Source organism: Bacterioplanoides sp., from assembly GCF_965219715.1.
Taxonomy (GTDB): Bacteria; Pseudomonadota; Gammaproteobacteria; order Pseudomonadales; family Oceanobacteraceae; genus Bacterioplanoides.
This window is the reverse complement of sequence record NZ_OZ244785.1, coordinates 2,424,844-2,441,193: the sequence shown is the minus strand read 5'-3', so window position 1 is coordinate 2,441,193 and position 16,350 is coordinate 2,424,844. Positions and strand designations below refer to the sequence as shown.

Genomic DNA, 16,350 nt, shown 5'->3' with positions numbered 1-16,350 from the left:
AATTGAATGATGAAAGGCGGGGGCTAAGGGAGGAAACGGCACAATCATCTCCCTGATAAAACAAAGCCGCGCCAATCGTAGAAAATTGGAGCGGCTAGTTTATCAAGATGGCGTGATTAATCCAGCAGGGACTTATCGCGAACAGCACCTTTATCAGCAGAAGTGGCAAATTTGGCGTATACCTTCAGCGCCGTGCTCACCTTACGTGGACGTTCTTCGGCAGGCTTCCAGCCTTTAGCATCGCGAGCGGTGCGACGAGTCGCTAATTCTTCGTCACTCAGCTGTACATTGATGCTGCGGTTCGGGATATCGATGATGATGTCATCACCTTCTTCCAGCAGACCAATGGCACCACCGGAAGCGGCTTCCGGAGAACAGTGACCAATCGATAGGCCGGAAGTACCACCGGAGAAACGACCGTCGGTTAACAGGGCACAGGCTTTACCCAGGCCTTTGGATTTCAGGTAAGACGTTGGGTACAACATCTCCTGCATGCCCGGGCCACCTTTTGGTCCTTCGTAACGGATAATCACGATATCGCCTTCTTTCACTTCATCCGCCAGGATGCCAGCTACGGCGCTGTCCTGAGATTCAAAGATCTTGGCTTTACCGTGGAATACCAGAATTGACTCATCCACACCGGCGGTTTTAACCACACAGCCGTCTAACGCGATGTTGCCGTACAGAACCGCCAGGCCGCCTTCTTTAGAATAGGCGTGTTCAATAGAACGGATACAACCATTTTCACGGTCGCCATCAACCGTTGGGTAACGGGTGCTCTGACTGAATGCGGTTTGGGTTGGAATACCAGCAGGGCCGGCGCGGAAGAACTCGATCACTTCTGGCGACGGGTTACGCATGATGTCCCACTTATCCAGCGCTTCTTTCATGGTTTTGGAGTGAACCGTTGGCAGTTCATTGTGTAATAAACCAGCGCGATCGATTTCACCCAGAATACCCATGATGCCACCGGCGCGGTGAACGTCTTCCATGTGGTACAGCGGCGAGTTTGGCGCCACTTTACATAACTGAGGAACAACACGAGACAGACGGTCGATGTCTTTCAGGTCGAAGTCCAGTTCTGCTTCCTGAGCGGCTGCCAGTAAGTGCAGGATGGTGTTGGTGGAACCACCCATCACGATATCCAGCGTCATGGCGTTTTCGAACGCTTTAAAGCTGGCGATAGAACGTGGCAGAACCGACTCATCGTCTTGCTCGTAATAACGCTTGGCGTTCTCAACGATGCGACGACCGGCTTCTAAGAACAGGTTTTCACGATCAGCGTGGGTCGCCAGAGTCGAACCGTTACCTGGCAATGCCAGACCTAACGCTTCGGTTAAACAGTTCATCGAGTTCGCGGTGAACATACCGGAGCAAGAACCACAGGTAGGGCAGGCGCTACGCTCGTATTCAGCGACTTTCTCGTCAGACGCATCATCGTCTGCGGCGATAACCATGGCATCAACCAGATCCAGCTTGTGCTCAGACAGCTTGGTTTTACCAGCTTCCATTGGGCCGCCGGAAACGAAGATCACAGGGATGTTCAGGCGTAATGATGCCAGCAGCATTCCCGGGGTGATCTTGTCACAGTTAGAGATACACACAATGGCATCGGCGCAGTGTGCGTTCACCATGTATTCCACCGAATCGGCAATGACTTCACGGCTTGGCAGGCTGTACAGCATGCCGTCGTGGCCCATCGCGATGCCATCATCCACCGCAATGGTATTGAATTCTTTTGCTACACCACCGGCTTTTTCAATCTCACGGGCAACTAACTGACCCATATCCTTCAGGTGAACGTGACCCGGAACAAACTGGGTGAAGGAGTTAGCAACGGCAATAATCGGCTTGGAAAAGTCATCATCTTTCATTCCGGTTGCACGCCACAGCGCACGGGCACCGGCCATATTACGACCGCCGGTAGAAGTCTTGGAGCGATACTCAGGCATGGGAGTCTCTCGTCATCAAATCATTAGCTAAGAATACTGGCTGGCATTGTATCAGCACGTACGTGTTGCTGTCGCCACGCGCGTACGAACCAAAAGTGTCGAAAACTGTATATCCCTCAGGTCGTTACGGGATAACCGCAGCAACCTTGAAGAGGAAAACTCACAGTTATCCCGTATTTCTGTGGATAAAATTGGGAATAACTTTGGGGCAAACGTCGCTAGCCCAGACTACATGCGCCAGGTTGTTAAATTGGTGAAAAAATAAACGTTTGTTTGAACGCCGCTGAAATCCATAAAAAGCCAGTACTGGCAAGGGTTTTCTTCAAATTTTTCAGTGGCTTGGAGAGAGTGGTCAGAGGGTATAAGTCAAGAGGGAAAAGTACTGTGGATTTTAACAGTGTTGTGGAAAACTTTGTGGGTAAGGTGAGGGGAAGTTGTGTTTTGAAATTGATCTATGTGTCAATTATAATCATTGTTGGTCATATTGAGACGATTTATATTCAGCAGGTGGATACTCGATAGGTGCGACAGGGTAGTATGGCGGAGCACATTTCTCTGAATGTACAAAGAGGCTATAAGGGAAAGTTATGACAAAGCCAGTGGCGTTTAAAGCTCGAGCGCATCTCCTCAAATTGTTAGGAGATGAATTGATAGGTGATGATCGGTTAGCAATTTTTGAATTAGTTAAGAATGCCTACGATGCTGATGCAGACCGCGTTGATGTAACGTTAGATTTACATTCGGGCCAGCCGAAAATTGTAGTACAAGACTTCAATGGCGATGGTATGGATACAGAAACCATTTTGAATAAATGGATGGAGATTGGTACCAATAGTAAAAGGGGAAGTAATCGAGAACGTACTAAAAAATATGGTCGTTTACCGCTTGGTGAAAAAGGCGTTGGCCGATTAGCGGTGCACAAGCTTGGGAACGATTTGAAAATCAATACTCGTTCGAAAGATAAGTGTGAAATTGAAATTAAGATTAATTGGCCCTCTTTAATCGATAATGCTCAGTACATTCAAGATACTAAAGTAAAAATATCAGAACTTGAAACTCCTAAGTTTTTTAAACAGAAAAAAACAGGTACCAGGATTGAAATCACCAATTTGGTTAATGATAACTGGTCTAGAGGGGAATTTAGAAGATTAAAACGTTTGCTAACAAGCTTGGTTTCACCATTCGATGGTGTATCAGATTTTGATGTTAACTTATTTATTCCAGGCCATGAAAAGGATATTCAGGATACCCTTGAGGCTGGTGATATTCTAGAGCGTTCAATCTGGAAGTTTGATTTCAAGTTAGATAAAGATGGCTGTTTCTCTTATGAGTATTGCTTTACACCCCCGTCTCTATTTAAGGAATTGTCAGCTCGAGAAATAGTTTCTAGTGACGATAGATTGGAATTGACGGAACCTAATAAGAATAGGAAGAAATTACGTAGGAAATCTGACGATGATAAACTGTTTGTGAGGTCTTCAGATCTCGATGGTATTGGTTCTATAGAAGGGAGCTTTTTTATATACCTCAGAGATCGAAAAGTGCTAAATGCAACTGGATCATATCAAACTGTTAAAGATTATTTGGATGAGCAATCTGGAGTCAGGATTTATCGAGATGGAATTCGAGTTTTTAACTATGGTGAGAAATATGATGATTGGCTGGATCTAAACCTGTCTAGGATTAATAGGCCAGGAAAGAAAGTTGGCACGAATATGGTTATTGCAAATGTATCCTTAGACCTTGAACAAAGTTTTGGGTTAAAGGAAAAGACTAATAGGGAGGGTTTTGACAATAACTTAGTGTATCAGCGATTCAAATGGATAGTAGGCAGTGCCGTAGACAAATTTTATGAATTACACGATGTTGATAGGGAGAGAGTGACTGACTATTTAAAGGGAATTTCTGAACAATCTAAGCCTGATCCAGCATCTAAGTTTTCAGATAATTTAGGCGCTATTAGAAAGAGCCTAAAAAAGCACGGGCTAGAGAAAGAAATCGGAGGTAAGGTCGATCAAATTGAAGCTGATTATATGCAGATGAGGGATGTAACTCTTACATCTGGGATTGCGGGTATTAATCTTGCTGTAATTTTTCATGAAGTTGAGAGAGGAATTGACGACTTAAATCAGGCAATTAAGAATAAAGAGCCACGTGAAAATTTACTGATTCAATCAAGTCATCTGGCTAGCTTGTTAGAAGGCTTTGCTCCCTTGCTTCGTAAGAATGAACAAAAGAAATTCTCAATTAGCAAACTTGTTTCAAGAGTTGTCGCTCTTTCGGAGCATAGGTTCAATCATCATAATGTAACAATTTCTAATCCTATTGATACTTCAGAATGCGAAGATTTTAAAATTCGTGCTCCATTTGGATTGCTTCAGGCTTGCTTAACTAACTTAATAGATAATTCTATTCATTGGACGAAGTATAAGTTAGAGAAAGAAGTAACGGAGTACAAACCTGCTATTCGTATATTTACATTGCTTGATTGGTTTAAAGAGGGGCCTGCGCTTGTTGTTGTAGATAATGGCCCAGGTTTTGAGATATCTCCCGAAGAAGCTGTTAAGCCTTTTCGTACAACTAGGCCCGCAGGAATGGGAGTTGGTTTGTACTACTCTGATAAGGTTATGGAGACAATTGGGGGGAGGCTTCTGATTACTTCGGGGGAGGATTTGGAGCTACCACCAGCATATTCAGGCGCTGCTGTTGTACTTATATTTAAAGGAGTAAAGGATTAATGTTTATTGTTCCTGGGATTGTTGCTGTAGATGATAACCCTAAAGAGCTTGAGCAATTAAAAGAAGGGCTGTTTTCAGCAGGGTTAAGCTGCTTTCCTGTGGTTTATGATGAGGTTTCTGGGATCGATGATGTAAACTTTGAAGAGTGCTCAGGCATAAGAGTCGTGATCTCTGATCTAAATTTAACGGAATCACAATCTGTCGAAGCTCCTCAGTTAGTCGGACCATTAGGAGAAATGCTCAAATCTTTGCCTTTAACTGGCCCTTATATCCTGTGTATATGGTCAAAGATCGAGGACAAGGTTGCTGAGGTCATGGAACTTTTGGAATCGAGATATAGTAATAAAATAAACCTGCCACTACGCTGTGTTGCAATATCAAAAACAAAATTTCTAACAGATCCTGACGGATTGAAAGAGCGTTTGATTGAGGAGATATCAAGTAGTCCACTTTTAAATGCGATTATAAAGTGGGAGAAGAAAGTAACAGAGTCTGCCAATGCAGCGGTGGATAATTTATATCGACTATCTCGACCGCGTGAAGAATTTACTACTGTTGAAAAGCAGGGTGAAGCATTTGATATGTTAATGAGTGCAATCGCAAATGAGTCGTTAGGTGCAAAAAATGCACTTGAGGAACCTTCTGTTGCTGTAGAGTCGGGGCTTTTCCCAATTGTAGAAGATCATTTGAGATCTCAAAAAAATAATGTCAGTTTATGGAAGGATGCTCTAACTAAAGTTGGTGGAAGAATTAGCCTTGATCAAGAAATTAAATCAACTCTTAATACGTTCTATAGTGTTGAAGAGGTTGAGGATAACTTTAGTCGTGATTCTCGAGGAGTTTTTCTAGAGTTAAATTTATCTTATTTAAGCGACAAAGATAACTTGGAAAAATTTCAAAAAAGGTTTGGTAATAATATTACTGATATAGTCAATCAAGAGTTCATTCGACCAATAGGAAAAAAGTCTAAGCAAGAGGATAAGGACAATTATAGTGCATCATTCCAAAATTGTGTTGTTGGGTTTCTTGAGAGTTCTGCGGCATGTGATTACGCTCAGCGAAAAGTGAAGCTTCCTCGATATATTCTAGGGATACTTATACCTGAAGAATTGAAATCTTTTGCGAGGTTTAAGTTCCAAGATACATACAAAGAAGCCCATGACGGAATATATCGACTCCCTATTGTTAACTATAAAGGGAAACCTTATATACTAAAGTTTAGTTTTAAATATCAAGTAGGAGCTCAACCAGAAGATCACAAATGGTTCGGAAGGCCCCTGCTCCGTTTGAGAGATCAAGTGATAGCATCAATTAATTCAAGAAATGCTAACTACTCATCTCGATTGGGTGTGATGAGTTTTCACGATGATCCAGTTCTAGAAGAATAGGTAAGGTATTTATAGATCGGTAATCCAATTACACTCTCTGTAGCCAGCGTTCAATAGCGGATAGCGACCCTATCCGCTTCTTCAATAAAGCGGCAATGTCGCTTGCTGAAATAACTACCACCGGATGACCATCCTCTTTCAATTCATGGTATGCCTGATTTCCTAAATATGATGTTGTGACCAGAATCCCGAACTGCCTGTGACGTAAGCGGGATATCAGTCGTGATAGCTCTTTAACTCCTACGCCTGAATTGCTTTTATAACACTTAGCTTCAAGGGCTAATTCAACATCAATGCCGCAGACTCCTTCACCAAGACGGTAGCTCCCGGTAGCATCACGACCGCCATCACGCCATGGCCTTGTTACATCACATTCCTTTATATTCGGCATCATTAATCTGGCGATTTCTACAGCGCACTTTTCGAACCCGTGCGGGTTTTCTTTATACGTTTCGTAGATCAGATCGAGAACTTTCTGATCTTCAGGCGTTTGTGGAAGTTGCTGATCTTTTGTCCGGATTTCAAGGCTGTGCGTTGCCTGGAGAGGTGAGTATTTCCGGCTTTTAACCCAATCCAGCCAAACTTTTGGGGCATGTGGAGATGATACTGTTTTCCCTTCTTTTATATCGTTTAGCCACTCGCGTTTTATCTCCGGAACATCCAGTACCGTAAACGTCGATTTATAGTTCTGAAAACGTCTGTTATCTGCTCCTTTAGCTCTCCAGATCGCCACTAAGTCTTCATCTGGCCCGAGAATCTGAGCGCCGGGAACAGCTAATCCCAGGAAACGTACGTCCCGGTAAATACCAGTGCCGCCAAATAAAAGAATAACGGGGAAGTGATCAAACTCCGTATCTGAATGACGTGTATCAAACAGGTTGCGTAGCATTAAGTTGCCCTGACGGGGTGTATCATGAATCTCTTTAACTTTCTTATTATCACCGTAATAAGTGAAAGCACCTGTTTCCGTATCAAGAGAGTCAGGCCAGTCGGGGTCATTAAAGTTTGTTTTTAATACGAGAAGGTTGAGCGTATTTACTTCGGGGCGTTTGCCCAGGTGCCGGAAGCCCGCACCATTATCAACACCGAGTAATTTTGGGAGTGGATCATCGGAGGCATTGCCGTTGCGTGAGCCTCCGTAGATTTCGTCTATTAACAGATTACAGCTTGATAAATCCATTTACTGCGAGAAACCTTATTCAGGATGCGATTTTTACTGCCTCACTTTCAGTCTGAATAATTTTCTTGAAGATAATTTCCAATACTGGTGAGCAAACACCGTTACCGCATAATTTTACTTTGTCACGTCGATTGCCATGGGGAAGCTTATGTTTTGGCCCTGTGCCCATTGCTTTCATCAGCTCTGGTGGTTGTAGCATACGCAAATATGGCGTTTTGCCTTTCCAGGTAACTAAGCCAAATCGGTCGACCGTAGTGATTGTGCGAAGTGGGGCATCTAGAGATTGCCAGCCTCCGGCATAATCTGAGCTGTAGTAAACGATAATAAAATCTTTACCTCTTCCCAGCTCTTTCATTGCACGTTCTGCACGATCGATGGTTGCCTGAGCCCTGCCTTCTTTATAAAGCGGAGTGCTTTCGTACTGACCAGTCCAATCGATAATTGAACGAGCGTCTCTGTTTTTTCGATTGTGAAGCTTTAACAGATCTTCGCGAGTAATTTTGCTCCCTTCAAGATCGCAAACCAGGAACATACGTTTGCGGGCTTGAGGCGCTCCAAAATCTGCTGCATTTAACAGCAAATCATTTACCCGATAGCCGTAAGATTCGATTGTCTCGATCAGCTCGCCATGCCTGCCCCAGCTCTTCATTCTATTAACATTTTCAACAATAAGCCAGCGGGGTCTCATTGCTTCTACCCATGGAACGATACCAATAGCTGTCTCTTTGCTTTTTTCACTGCCGGGCTTTGAGCCCCGGGCAATAGAGTGGGATGTGCACTCAGGAGATGTCAGCAATACATCTGGCAGAAAATCTTTTGCCAATTCCTGAGGATCAAGATCTTCGATTGGTGAGCATATAACTTCGGCACCCGGGAAGTTGCTTTTATACGTTTCAGTAGCAAGCTTCCAGGCGTCGACGGCAAGTATCGGTTCCGCTCCTGCGGTGACTGCGCCGCGGCCACCAAATCCGCCGCCACAGAATAAATCCACAAATTTTATCATTGTAATACTGCCCCAATTCCCATCGCGGCGAATACTACCAGGTTTGCTATCTGATTTCTTTATCAATCGAATATTGGCCGCGAATGACACGGACTTTGGCAGTATACCGTGTCGGTAAAATGCTGTTTCATTCTGAGATGACTGACGTTCACGACAAAGCCACACGCAGCCGCAATATGGCGGCGATTCGCGGCAAAAACACTAAGCCCGAGGTATTGCTTCGAAAAGAGCTGTTCGCCCGTGGCTACCGTTATCGCCTGAATGATAGGAAGCTTCCCGGCAAACCGGATCTGGTGTTGAAGAAATACAAAGCAGTCATATTCGTTCATGGCTGCTTCTGGCACCTGCATGGATGTCCTTTGTTTAAATGGCCATCCACGAGAGCAGAGTGGTGGAAGGAGAAGCTTGAAGGTAATCAGGCGCGTGACCAAAGGCAGCTCAGAGCACTTCAGGAGCAGGGTTGGCGGACTTTAGTTGTCTGGGAATGTGCAATCAAAGGCAAGCATCGCTTACCTTTGAATGAAGCTCTGGATCAGGTAGAGAGCTGGTTAAAGTCTGAATCTGATTCGCGAGAAATTGAAGGCCTGCCTTAACCTAACCCCATCTGCACCAACACCATATAAACCGCCGTACCGCCAACAATGCTTAGCAGCGATTGGCGGAACGCCAGGTGCAACGCGGCAACCAACAACAAACAACCCATCTCCGGGGCGAACTCCAGCGAAATCGCCGCGTCGTTTTTAAACGAATACACCACCAATAACACCATCACCATGGCCGGTAAAAAGCGACCTAAATGAGTCAGCAGCGGATGGTCGGCCACTTTATACAGCAGTACAAAGGGCAATACCCGGGTGAAGAAAGTTACGCCGGCTAACACGGCAATCACACTGGTGAGATACCAGAATTCGTTCATGACTCCACCTCCACGCGGGCGGAGCCGGTTCGGGCACGTGTTGCGTATTGCATCATTAATACACTGAGGCTGAGCAGAATAGCGATCAGCAACATATGTTCACGGCTGATCAGCACCAGAGTACCAACACCAATCACCAGCGCGACCAGAAACGGACGAACGTCCTTCAGGTGTTTAAATTGCTCAATGGTTAACACCATAAATAACGCCGGTAATACAAAGGCGATGCCGTCGGTGGAAAACTCCAGCTGGCTGCCCAGCCAGGCACCCAGAGTACAGCCCATCACCCAATAAAACTGGTGAATGGCGGTTACCCGTAACTGGAACTGGCTGCGATTAATACCATCGGGAACCTGGGTTGACGTCACCAGCGAATAGGTTTCATCGGTTAAACCAAAGATCTGATAAAGACGACGCCAGCCTTTCGAGTTCATATGACTCATCACCGACAAGCCATAAAACACATGGCGTGAATTCAGTAATAAGGTGGCAATCGCCATCTCCATCAGAGTTGCGGAATTCGCCAATAAGCCCACCGCCAGAAACTGCCCGGCACCGGCGTAAATAAACAGGCCCATCGCCGTGGCCCACAGCCAGTGATAGCCAAGTTCGCTGAATAACACACCAAAGGCGGCGCCCAGCGGTAAATAACCAAACATTACCGGCAGCGACGAACGCAGCACCAGTGCATTTAACGGAGATAAGGAAGACAACATGAACAATGGATCGGAGGAGTAAAACAGATAGGGATATTAGTTGTCTGGGTGGTCAGAAAGCAAGTTCGGCGTTAGTGGCAGACTGATATTCCGGTAAACAAGCGGCGCGAAACTGCGCGCCTCAGGTCATTTGCTTCAGGCGGCCAATACCTGCGTCCATGCTGGCGAAAAACGGCTCCATCGCCCGGCTGCTGAGTTCAAAATAATCGTTGGCGTTAAGTACAGGAGCGCCGTTTTGCTGAGCGGCGCCATCGGCCAGAATCTGCTGATCAATCACGCTGACTAAATGCTGCAATGCTTGTTCACTGTTTTGTTCGGCATCGATGTATTCCTGCAATTTGCCGCGGACAAAGCGCATGCGGATTTTATCCACGGTTCCGGCTTTGCCTTCCGCCAGAATACCGGAGCCTAAAACACGGGCCTGGCCGACCAGTTCTGCGGTGCGTGGCAGGTCGCGCCAGATGCTGGTGAGGCTGTGAATATCGGTTTCTTGGCTGGCCAGTTCGTCGAGGTTGGCCTGCTCCGCCACGTCTTCAATTAAATACAGCAATACAGAAATTAACCGGTTGTGCTGTTGCAGATTATTTTCGGCTTCCAGCTTCAGATTATTGCTGTGCAGACGCTGCCAGTGATCGCGGTAAGCCAGCCAGTGATCCTGACAGGCGAGCTGTGGCAAACAATCAACCTGTGCAATTGCCTGGTTAATCGCGGCAGCGACACCCGCGAGAGATTGCTTTAGCTGTTGGTCGCCGTTTAAGGCGCCATAACTGGCACCGCGATGTTTCTGGGTGTGTTGCAACAAGGTGCGCAGCTGGATCAGTAATTCGACACCATCACGTTGGCGCTGACGGATTTGTTGCCGACGGTTTTTGTGTATCAGAATCGCTACCAGAGAAAGCAGCAACACAGCAGTGGCGATTATAAGTGCGTCGTTCATCGGGATTCTCCTGTGCGGCTCAGCTGAGTTAAGTGAATGGCAACCGATGCGGTTTGTTGTGCCTGTTCGCTGTTCTGGTTGGCGGCCAGGTGTACTTCTTCAATGCGTTGCGACACTTCATTGCTGGCCTGACTTTGCTGCTCGCTGTTGCTGGCAACAGAGATCATATGGTCTTTCAGCAGATGGGTTTGCTGCTGGATATCGGTCAGCGCTTCGCGGGCGTTTCGTGCCAGCGATACGCTGCGGGAGGTTTTTTCCTGCATGGCGCTGATCTGTTGTTCGGCGGCAATAATGCCGCTGCTGATCTGCTCCACCTGGGTGGAAATATCATTGGCGGAATCGTGGCTGCGTTGTGCCAGGGTACGCACTTCGTCCGCCACCACAGCAAAACCACGACCGTGTTCTCCGGCCCGTGCCGCTTCGATGGCAGCGTTTAATGCCAGCAGGTTGGTCTGTTCGGAAATCGCCCGGATCAGATCGGTAATGCTGTGAATCGCTTTGGACTGCTCGCTGAGCTGCAGCATGGCGCTGGCACTGTGCTGCGCTTCCTGCTCCATGGAACTGATGTCATTCGCGGCGGAGCTGACGGCGTCGGCACCACTGATGGCCAGCTGGTTTGCGGTTTCTGTCATGTCAGCGGCTTCACGAATTAAGGTGGCGATGTTTTCCACACCCTGGCTCATTTCCACCATAGCCGTTGCGCCGGATTCCACCGCCAGCGATTGCTGCCCGGTATTGGTGGCCAGCTGATGGGCGTGGTGCTGTAACTCTCTTGCGGAAAAGGCGATTTCTTCGCGACGGTCGTTGGTTTGTTGCTGCTGACGTTCAACGTCGCGCAACAGATGTTGCAGAGTTTCTGTCAGTGGCGATAACCGCTGATGGTGCAGTAATAACGGCTGATGACTGAGTTGCTGTGGGTCGATGTGCTGCAGCGCCTGGATCAGCTGATGTTGTTCCTTGTGGGTTTGCAGCCAGGTGCCTGTCATCAGATAGCTTGCCAATAGCGCGGGCAAAATCAGCAACAGCGGTGGCAGATCTGACAGCAGGCCGAAAAACAGACTGAGTAATACCAGCGACACACAACTGATCAGTAGCAATTGCTCGCCAGCGAGATTGGTGAGTTTTTGCGCCGGGTAAAAGACCGGCGAGAGAACAGAATTAACCATGATGTTTCCGCTCCGGAGGAGCTTGTCGGATATCGGATTAATTCAGTGTACAAAGGATCGGCGGCGCCATTGCAACGGCCTGTAACAGGATGTCGTTGTTTGTGAAAAATAACGGTAAAACAAAGGTTTAGCGGGATTTTAGGAGATTGATCCGGCTGCCAATGCGGACAAATGGGCAGCCGGAAATGCGCAAAAAGCGAAGAAAACAGTGGTGGTTATTCGATGTTTTGTATCTGTTCACGCATCTGTTCGATCAGAACTTTTAAGTCCACCGCATGTTGGGTGATTAACGCCGTCAGCGATTTTGACGACAGGGTGTTCGCCTCGCGATTCAGCTCCTGCATCATAAAGTCGAGGCGGCGACCAATAGGTTCGCGACTGGTCAGAATACGTTTCACTTCATTGATGTGGGTGTTTAACCGATCCAGTTCTTCAGCGACGTCGGCTTTTTGGGCCAGCATCACCATTTCCTGTTCCACCCGGTCGTTATCCAGATTGCCGCTCAGCTCATCCAGCTTGGTTTGCAGCTGCTGACGCTGGGCTGCTAATGCTTCCGGCATCTGTTCGGAAACGATGGCAACGATGTCGTTCATCTTGTCCAGACGGCTGGTGATCATCTCTGCCAGATCAGCCCCCTCACGGGCGCGGGTATCTTTTAACGTTGCCAGGCTGGCATCAAACGCTTGCAGGGCCGCTGCCTGTAGTGCTTTGCCATCGACTTCTTCGCTGGCTAATACACCCGGCCATTGCAGAATCTGTAGGGCATCCAAGGCATTGCCGGGGCCAATGATGGCATGAACCTGGTCCGCTGCGTGGTTCAGTTGTTCCACCAGTTCGCTGTTCACGGTTAACTGGGCATTACCCTGGGTTGGCTGGAAGCGTAAGGCACATTCAATCTTGCCACGGCCGAGTTGTTTTTTCAGACGCTCACGCAGGTGAGGTTCGAGATCACGAAACGCTTCCGGCAGACGAAAATGTGGCTCCAGATAACGGTGGTTAACGGAACGGATTTCCCAGGTAAAACGGCCATGCTCACATTCGCTGGAATTGCGGGCGAAGGCGGTCATGCTGTAAACCACGGCGGCGTTGCTCATAGATAAATCCCGAAAATAATTGATTACTGAATAAATAGTTATCGTATTGTACGGCCTGTCACCTTCGCCCGCTATCTGTCATCTGCTTGCTATCTATCGGCTGACGCCGGGAGTATACTGCCGCCTTTATTTGATTGTGTTTAAGAAAACCGGAAGGACTTATCTCTATGAGACCAAGTGGCCGCGCGCTGGATCAGTTACGTGACGTTAAAATTACCCGCAATTTCACCAAACATGCCGAGGGTTCGGTGCTGGTGGAGTTTGGCGACACCAAAGTAATTTGTACTGCCAGTGTGGATAACGGTGTTCCGCGTTTTATGCGTGGCGAAGGCCGTGGCTGGGTAACCGCAGAATACGGCATGCTGCCGCGTTCTACCGGTTCACGCATGATTCGTGAAGCCGCTAAAGGTAAGCAAGGTGGTCGTACGGTGGAAATCAGCCGTCTGATTGGTCGCTGTTTGCGCGCTGCTGTCGATATGGAAAAACTGGGCGAGCATACCATTCAGCTGGATTGTGATGTGATTCAGGCTGACGGTGGTACCCGTACCGCGTCAATCACCGGCGCTTGTGTTGCTCTGGCGGATGCCATTAACGGTCTGCTGGAACAGGGCCGTATCAAAGAAAACCCGATCAAGAGCATGGTGGGTGCGGTATCTGTGGGTATTTATGAAGGTCAGCCAGTGTTGGACCTGGATTACCCGGAAGACTCCGTTGCTGAAACCGATCTGAACGTCATTATGACGGCCAAAGGTGGTTTTGTTGAAATTCAGGGCACCGCAGAACAGGAAGCGTTTTCGGATGATGAGCTGGCCAGCATGTTAGCTCTGGCGAAAAAAGGCATCGCCGAACTGTGTGAAATTCAGCATGCAGCGCTGGCGAGCTAATCGCTGCCGCTGTTTCGCTGAAACAAAAAAGCCGCTGTCAGAGCTCTGTGTGAACAGGGCATCTGAGCAGCGGCTTTTTTATGTCTGTTGTTCGTGAAGAGCAGACCTTAGCTGGCCGTTAGTCTTCGTCGAATTCGTATTCCACCATCACGGCGGCATGGTCACCAAACTTCAGGTTGGTATCCAGTTTGGCTTCCACCACGTACTGGCGCACGTTTGGTGTACAGATCTGGTAATCCTTACGCCAGCCATTCTGATTACGGCGAGCGCTTTCTTCATCCGGCCACCAGGTGAACTGATTTTCACCAAAATTGGCTTCACGGAAGGCATCGACATAACCGGCCGGGCCAAACATCTGATCAAACCAGGCCCGTTCCTGTGGTAAGAACCCGGGGGTTTCCTGGTTCGCCTGCCAGTCGGACAGATCGAAGGTTTTGTGCGCTGCTTCGAAATTACCACAGAAGATAAAGTCGCGACGTTTGCGTCGGGTCTTGTTCAGATGGTCTAAGAAAGATTGCTGAAATGCCAGTTTATCTTCCAGTGTGTTGTGTTCATCAACCGCCGGGAACAGGATCGAACCAACGCTCACGTGGTCGAAGTCGGCCTGAATAAAACGCCCCTGAATATCACACTGATGAAACGCCAGGCCGGTCATAATGGCTTTTGGCATTTCTTTGGTCAGGATCGCCACACCAGAATAACCGTCGGCTTCGGCATCAAAGAAATAAGCGTTGTAACCGTCGGGATAAATCACGCTATCCGGCAGCTGGTATTCTTTGGCCTTCAGGTTCTGAAGCGCAACAACGTCGGCATCGGCGGTTTGCAGCCAGTCATACAGACCTTTTTCTACGGCCTGCTGAATGCCATCAAGGTGTAAACTGATAATCCTCATACGTGGTTCCCGACTAGTGAAGCGTGTATCATACCGCATACTTTTCAAAGCAGGTATCACCAGAGTTGACTATGCAAGCGTATCAGAAAGAGTTTATTGAATTTGCCATCGAGCAAGGCGTACTGAAATTTGGCGAATTCACCCTCAAATCTGGTCGCGTCAGCCCCTACTTTTTTAATGCGGGTTTATTTAATACCGGCTCTGCGCTGGCTAAGTTAGGTCGCTTTTACGCTGCAGCGCTGGAAGCTTCCGGCGTGGAATACGACGTGGTATTTGGTCCGGCCTACAAAGGCATTCCGTTGGCGACTACTATTACTGTAGCCCTTGCTGATCAATACAATAAAGATATGCCTTACGTGTTTAACCGTAAGGAAGCCAAGACTCATGGTGAAGGTGGCAACCTGGTGGGTTCACCATTAACCGGTCGGGTGTTAATTGTTGATGACGTAATCACGGCGGGCACTGCGATCCGTGAAGTGATGGCGATGATTGAAGCAGCAGATGGTGCAACACCGGCGGCGGCACTGATTGCACTGAACCGTCAGGAAAAAGGCAATGGCGAGTTATCCGCCATTCAGGAAGTAGAGCGCGACTTTGGTATGCCGGTAATCAGCATTGTTGGACTGAACCAGGTGCTGGATTATGTGTCTGAAAAACCAGAGTTGCAGCAATACGCGGATGCCATCAGTGCATACCGCGATCAATACGGGGTTTAATCTATGAAGTTGTTTGTCTGGTCGGCAGCCGTTTGTTGTCTGTTGCTTACAAGTGTTAGCCATGCAAGCAAGTTGTATCGTTTTACCATTGATGGCCGGGTTGTGGTGAAAGACCACGTTCCGGCGCAATACTCCCACCTGGGTTATGAAGTTCTGAACAGTTCAGGTCTGGTGATTAAAAAGGTTAAGCCAGCGCCAACCGCGGCTGAGCTGGCTGAACGCCGGGCCGCTGAAAAGGCGAAAAAAGAACGACTGGAACGAATCCGTGCCCAGCGTAAGCAAGATATGGATCTGCTGCGGTTGTACGCCAAGCCGGGCGACGTTGAGCGTGCGCGTAAGCGTAAAGCCGACGAAATTGAATCTTATATCCAGCTGCAGCGCCGTCGTATTGCCGATTTGGAAATCAAACTGGAGCAGTCCCAGGGGGATGCCGCTGATATCGAGCGCCGTGGCGTTGAAGTACCGGTGGACCTGCGTCTTGAGATTGCTCAGTTACAGAACCGTATTCGCGAAAGCCACGCCAATATCAAAAGCCGTCAGCAAGAGCTGATCGACAGCACCAAAGAGTACTCAACCCAGTATGAGCGGGTGCGTATTCTGCAGGTTTATAAGCCTGGCGCGCTGTCGGAAGAGATCGATCTGGACAAGGTTGATCGCGAGTTGGGCAGCCTCTGATCTGGCGCTGCCTTTTGTGGCAGTCTGGTTAAATACCGGCTGTTGCTCTGATGGCTGGCAAAAATAGTGTTATTCATACAAAACAAGGCCGCA

The 16,350-nt window shown here is 47.9% G+C and carries 15 protein-coding genes; 6 read left to right on the top strand and 9 right to left on the bottom strand.

The annotated features are described in order from the left end of the window. Window positions 1–116: 116 nt before the first annotated feature. Window positions 117–1,952: a dihydroxy-acid dehydratase gene (gene ilvD, locus ACOQOZ_RS11545; RefSeq protein WP_420588317.1), complete on the bottom strand. Its 1,836-nt coding sequence runs from the start codon at window positions 1,950–1,952 to the stop codon at window positions 117–119. 587 nt (window positions 1,953–2,539) lie between these two features. Between ilvD and ACOQOZ_RS11540 the strand changes: the two genes are divergently transcribed. Beyond that, the gene (locus tag ACOQOZ_RS11540) at window positions 2,540–4,690 is read left to right on the top strand and encodes an ATP-binding protein (protein WP_420588316.1); all 2,151 of its coding nucleotides are present in this window, start codon (window positions 2,540–2,542) and stop codon (window positions 4,688–4,690) included. After that, the gene (locus ACOQOZ_RS11535) at window positions 4,690–6,078 is read left to right on the top strand and encodes a hypothetical protein (protein ID WP_420588315.1); all 1,389 of its coding nucleotides are present in this window, start codon (window positions 4,690–4,692) and stop codon (window positions 6,076–6,078) included. The genes ACOQOZ_RS11540 and ACOQOZ_RS11535 overlap by 1 nt, the downstream gene beginning before the upstream one ends. Window positions 6,079–6,106: 28 nt before the next feature. On the opposite strand, the gene ACOQOZ_RS11530 is transcribed toward ACOQOZ_RS11535, so the two are convergent. Both ACOQOZ_RS11530 and ACOQOZ_RS11525 read right to left on the bottom strand, forming a co-directional pair. Beyond that, a complete protein-coding gene (locus ACOQOZ_RS11530) occupies window positions 6,107–7,258 on the bottom strand; it encodes a restriction endonuclease (protein ID WP_420588314.1) in 1,152 nt (383 codons plus the stop codon). A 19-nt stretch (window positions 7,259–7,277) separates the two neighbouring features. Continuing rightward, window positions 7,278–8,351 (bottom strand): DNA cytosine methyltransferase, encoded by a 1,074-nt coding sequence (locus tag ACOQOZ_RS11525; RefSeq protein ID WP_420588313.1) that lies wholly within the window; start codon window positions 8,349–8,351, stop codon window positions 7,278–7,280. 29 nt (window positions 8,352–8,380) lie between these two features. On the opposite strand from ACOQOZ_RS11525, the gene ACOQOZ_RS11520 reads away from it, so the two are divergent. Further along, complete coding sequence (locus ACOQOZ_RS11520; RefSeq protein ID WP_420588312.1) at window positions 8,381–8,854, top strand: very short patch repair endonuclease; 474 nt, start codon at window positions 8,381–8,383, stop codon at window positions 8,852–8,854. Here the strand turns inward: ACOQOZ_RS11520 and ACOQOZ_RS11515 are convergent. From ACOQOZ_RS11515 to ACOQOZ_RS11495, 5 genes are all read right to left on the bottom strand, one after another. Then, complete coding sequence (locus ACOQOZ_RS11515; protein WP_420588311.1) at window positions 8,851–9,177, bottom strand: branched-chain amino acid transporter permease; 327 nt, start codon at window positions 9,175–9,177, stop codon at window positions 8,851–8,853. The genes ACOQOZ_RS11520 and ACOQOZ_RS11515 overlap by 4 nt on opposite strands. Further along, a complete protein-coding gene (locus ACOQOZ_RS11510; protein WP_420588310.1) occupies window positions 9,174–9,893 on the bottom strand; it encodes an AzlC family ABC transporter permease in 720 nt (239 codons plus the stop codon). The genes ACOQOZ_RS11515 and ACOQOZ_RS11510 overlap by 4 nt, the downstream gene beginning before the upstream one ends. Window positions 9,894–10,014: 121 nt before the next feature. Beyond that, a complete protein-coding gene (locus ACOQOZ_RS11505; protein WP_420588309.1) occupies window positions 10,015–10,830 on the bottom strand; it encodes a nitrate- and nitrite sensing domain-containing protein in 816 nt (271 codons plus the stop codon). Then, on the bottom strand, window positions 10,827–11,996 hold the full coding sequence (locus tag ACOQOZ_RS11500) for a methyl-accepting chemotaxis protein (protein WP_420588308.1): 1,170 nt from the start codon (window positions 11,994–11,996) through the stop codon (window positions 10,827–10,829). The genes ACOQOZ_RS11505 and ACOQOZ_RS11500 overlap by 4 nt, the downstream gene beginning before the upstream one ends. A gap of 215 nt (window positions 11,997–12,211) precedes the next feature. Next, window positions 12,212–13,090, bottom strand: coding sequence for a YicC/YloC family endoribonuclease (locus ACOQOZ_RS11495; RefSeq protein ID WP_420588307.1), 879 nt, complete (start codon window positions 13,088–13,090; stop codon window positions 12,212–12,214). A 167-nt stretch (window positions 13,091–13,257) separates the two neighbouring features. On the opposite strand from ACOQOZ_RS11495, the gene rph reads away from it, so the two are divergent. Continuing rightward, the gene (gene rph / locus ACOQOZ_RS11490) at window positions 13,258–13,974 is read left to right on the top strand and encodes a ribonuclease PH (RefSeq protein ID WP_420588306.1); all 717 of its coding nucleotides are present in this window, start codon (window positions 13,258–13,260) and stop codon (window positions 13,972–13,974) included. 118 nt (window positions 13,975–14,092) lie between these two features. On the opposite strand, the gene ACOQOZ_RS11485 is transcribed toward rph, so the two are convergent. Further along, window positions 14,093–14,866: an exodeoxyribonuclease III gene (locus ACOQOZ_RS11485; RefSeq protein WP_420588305.1), complete on the bottom strand. Its 774-nt coding sequence runs from the start codon at window positions 14,864–14,866 to the stop codon at window positions 14,093–14,095. A 71-nt stretch (window positions 14,867–14,937) separates the two neighbouring features. Between ACOQOZ_RS11485 and pyrE the strand changes: the two genes are divergently transcribed. Together pyrE and ACOQOZ_RS11475 are read left to right on the top strand one after the other, a co-directional pair. Beyond that, window positions 14,938–15,582, top strand: coding sequence for an orotate phosphoribosyltransferase (pyrE, locus tag ACOQOZ_RS11480; protein ID WP_420588304.1), 645 nt, complete (start codon window positions 14,938–14,940; stop codon window positions 15,580–15,582). A 3-nt stretch (window positions 15,583–15,585) separates the two neighbouring features. After that, window positions 15,586–16,257, top strand: coding sequence for a hypothetical protein (locus ACOQOZ_RS11475; RefSeq protein ID WP_420588303.1), 672 nt, complete (start codon window positions 15,586–15,588; stop codon window positions 16,255–16,257). Window positions 16,258–16,350 lie beyond the last annotated feature (93 nt).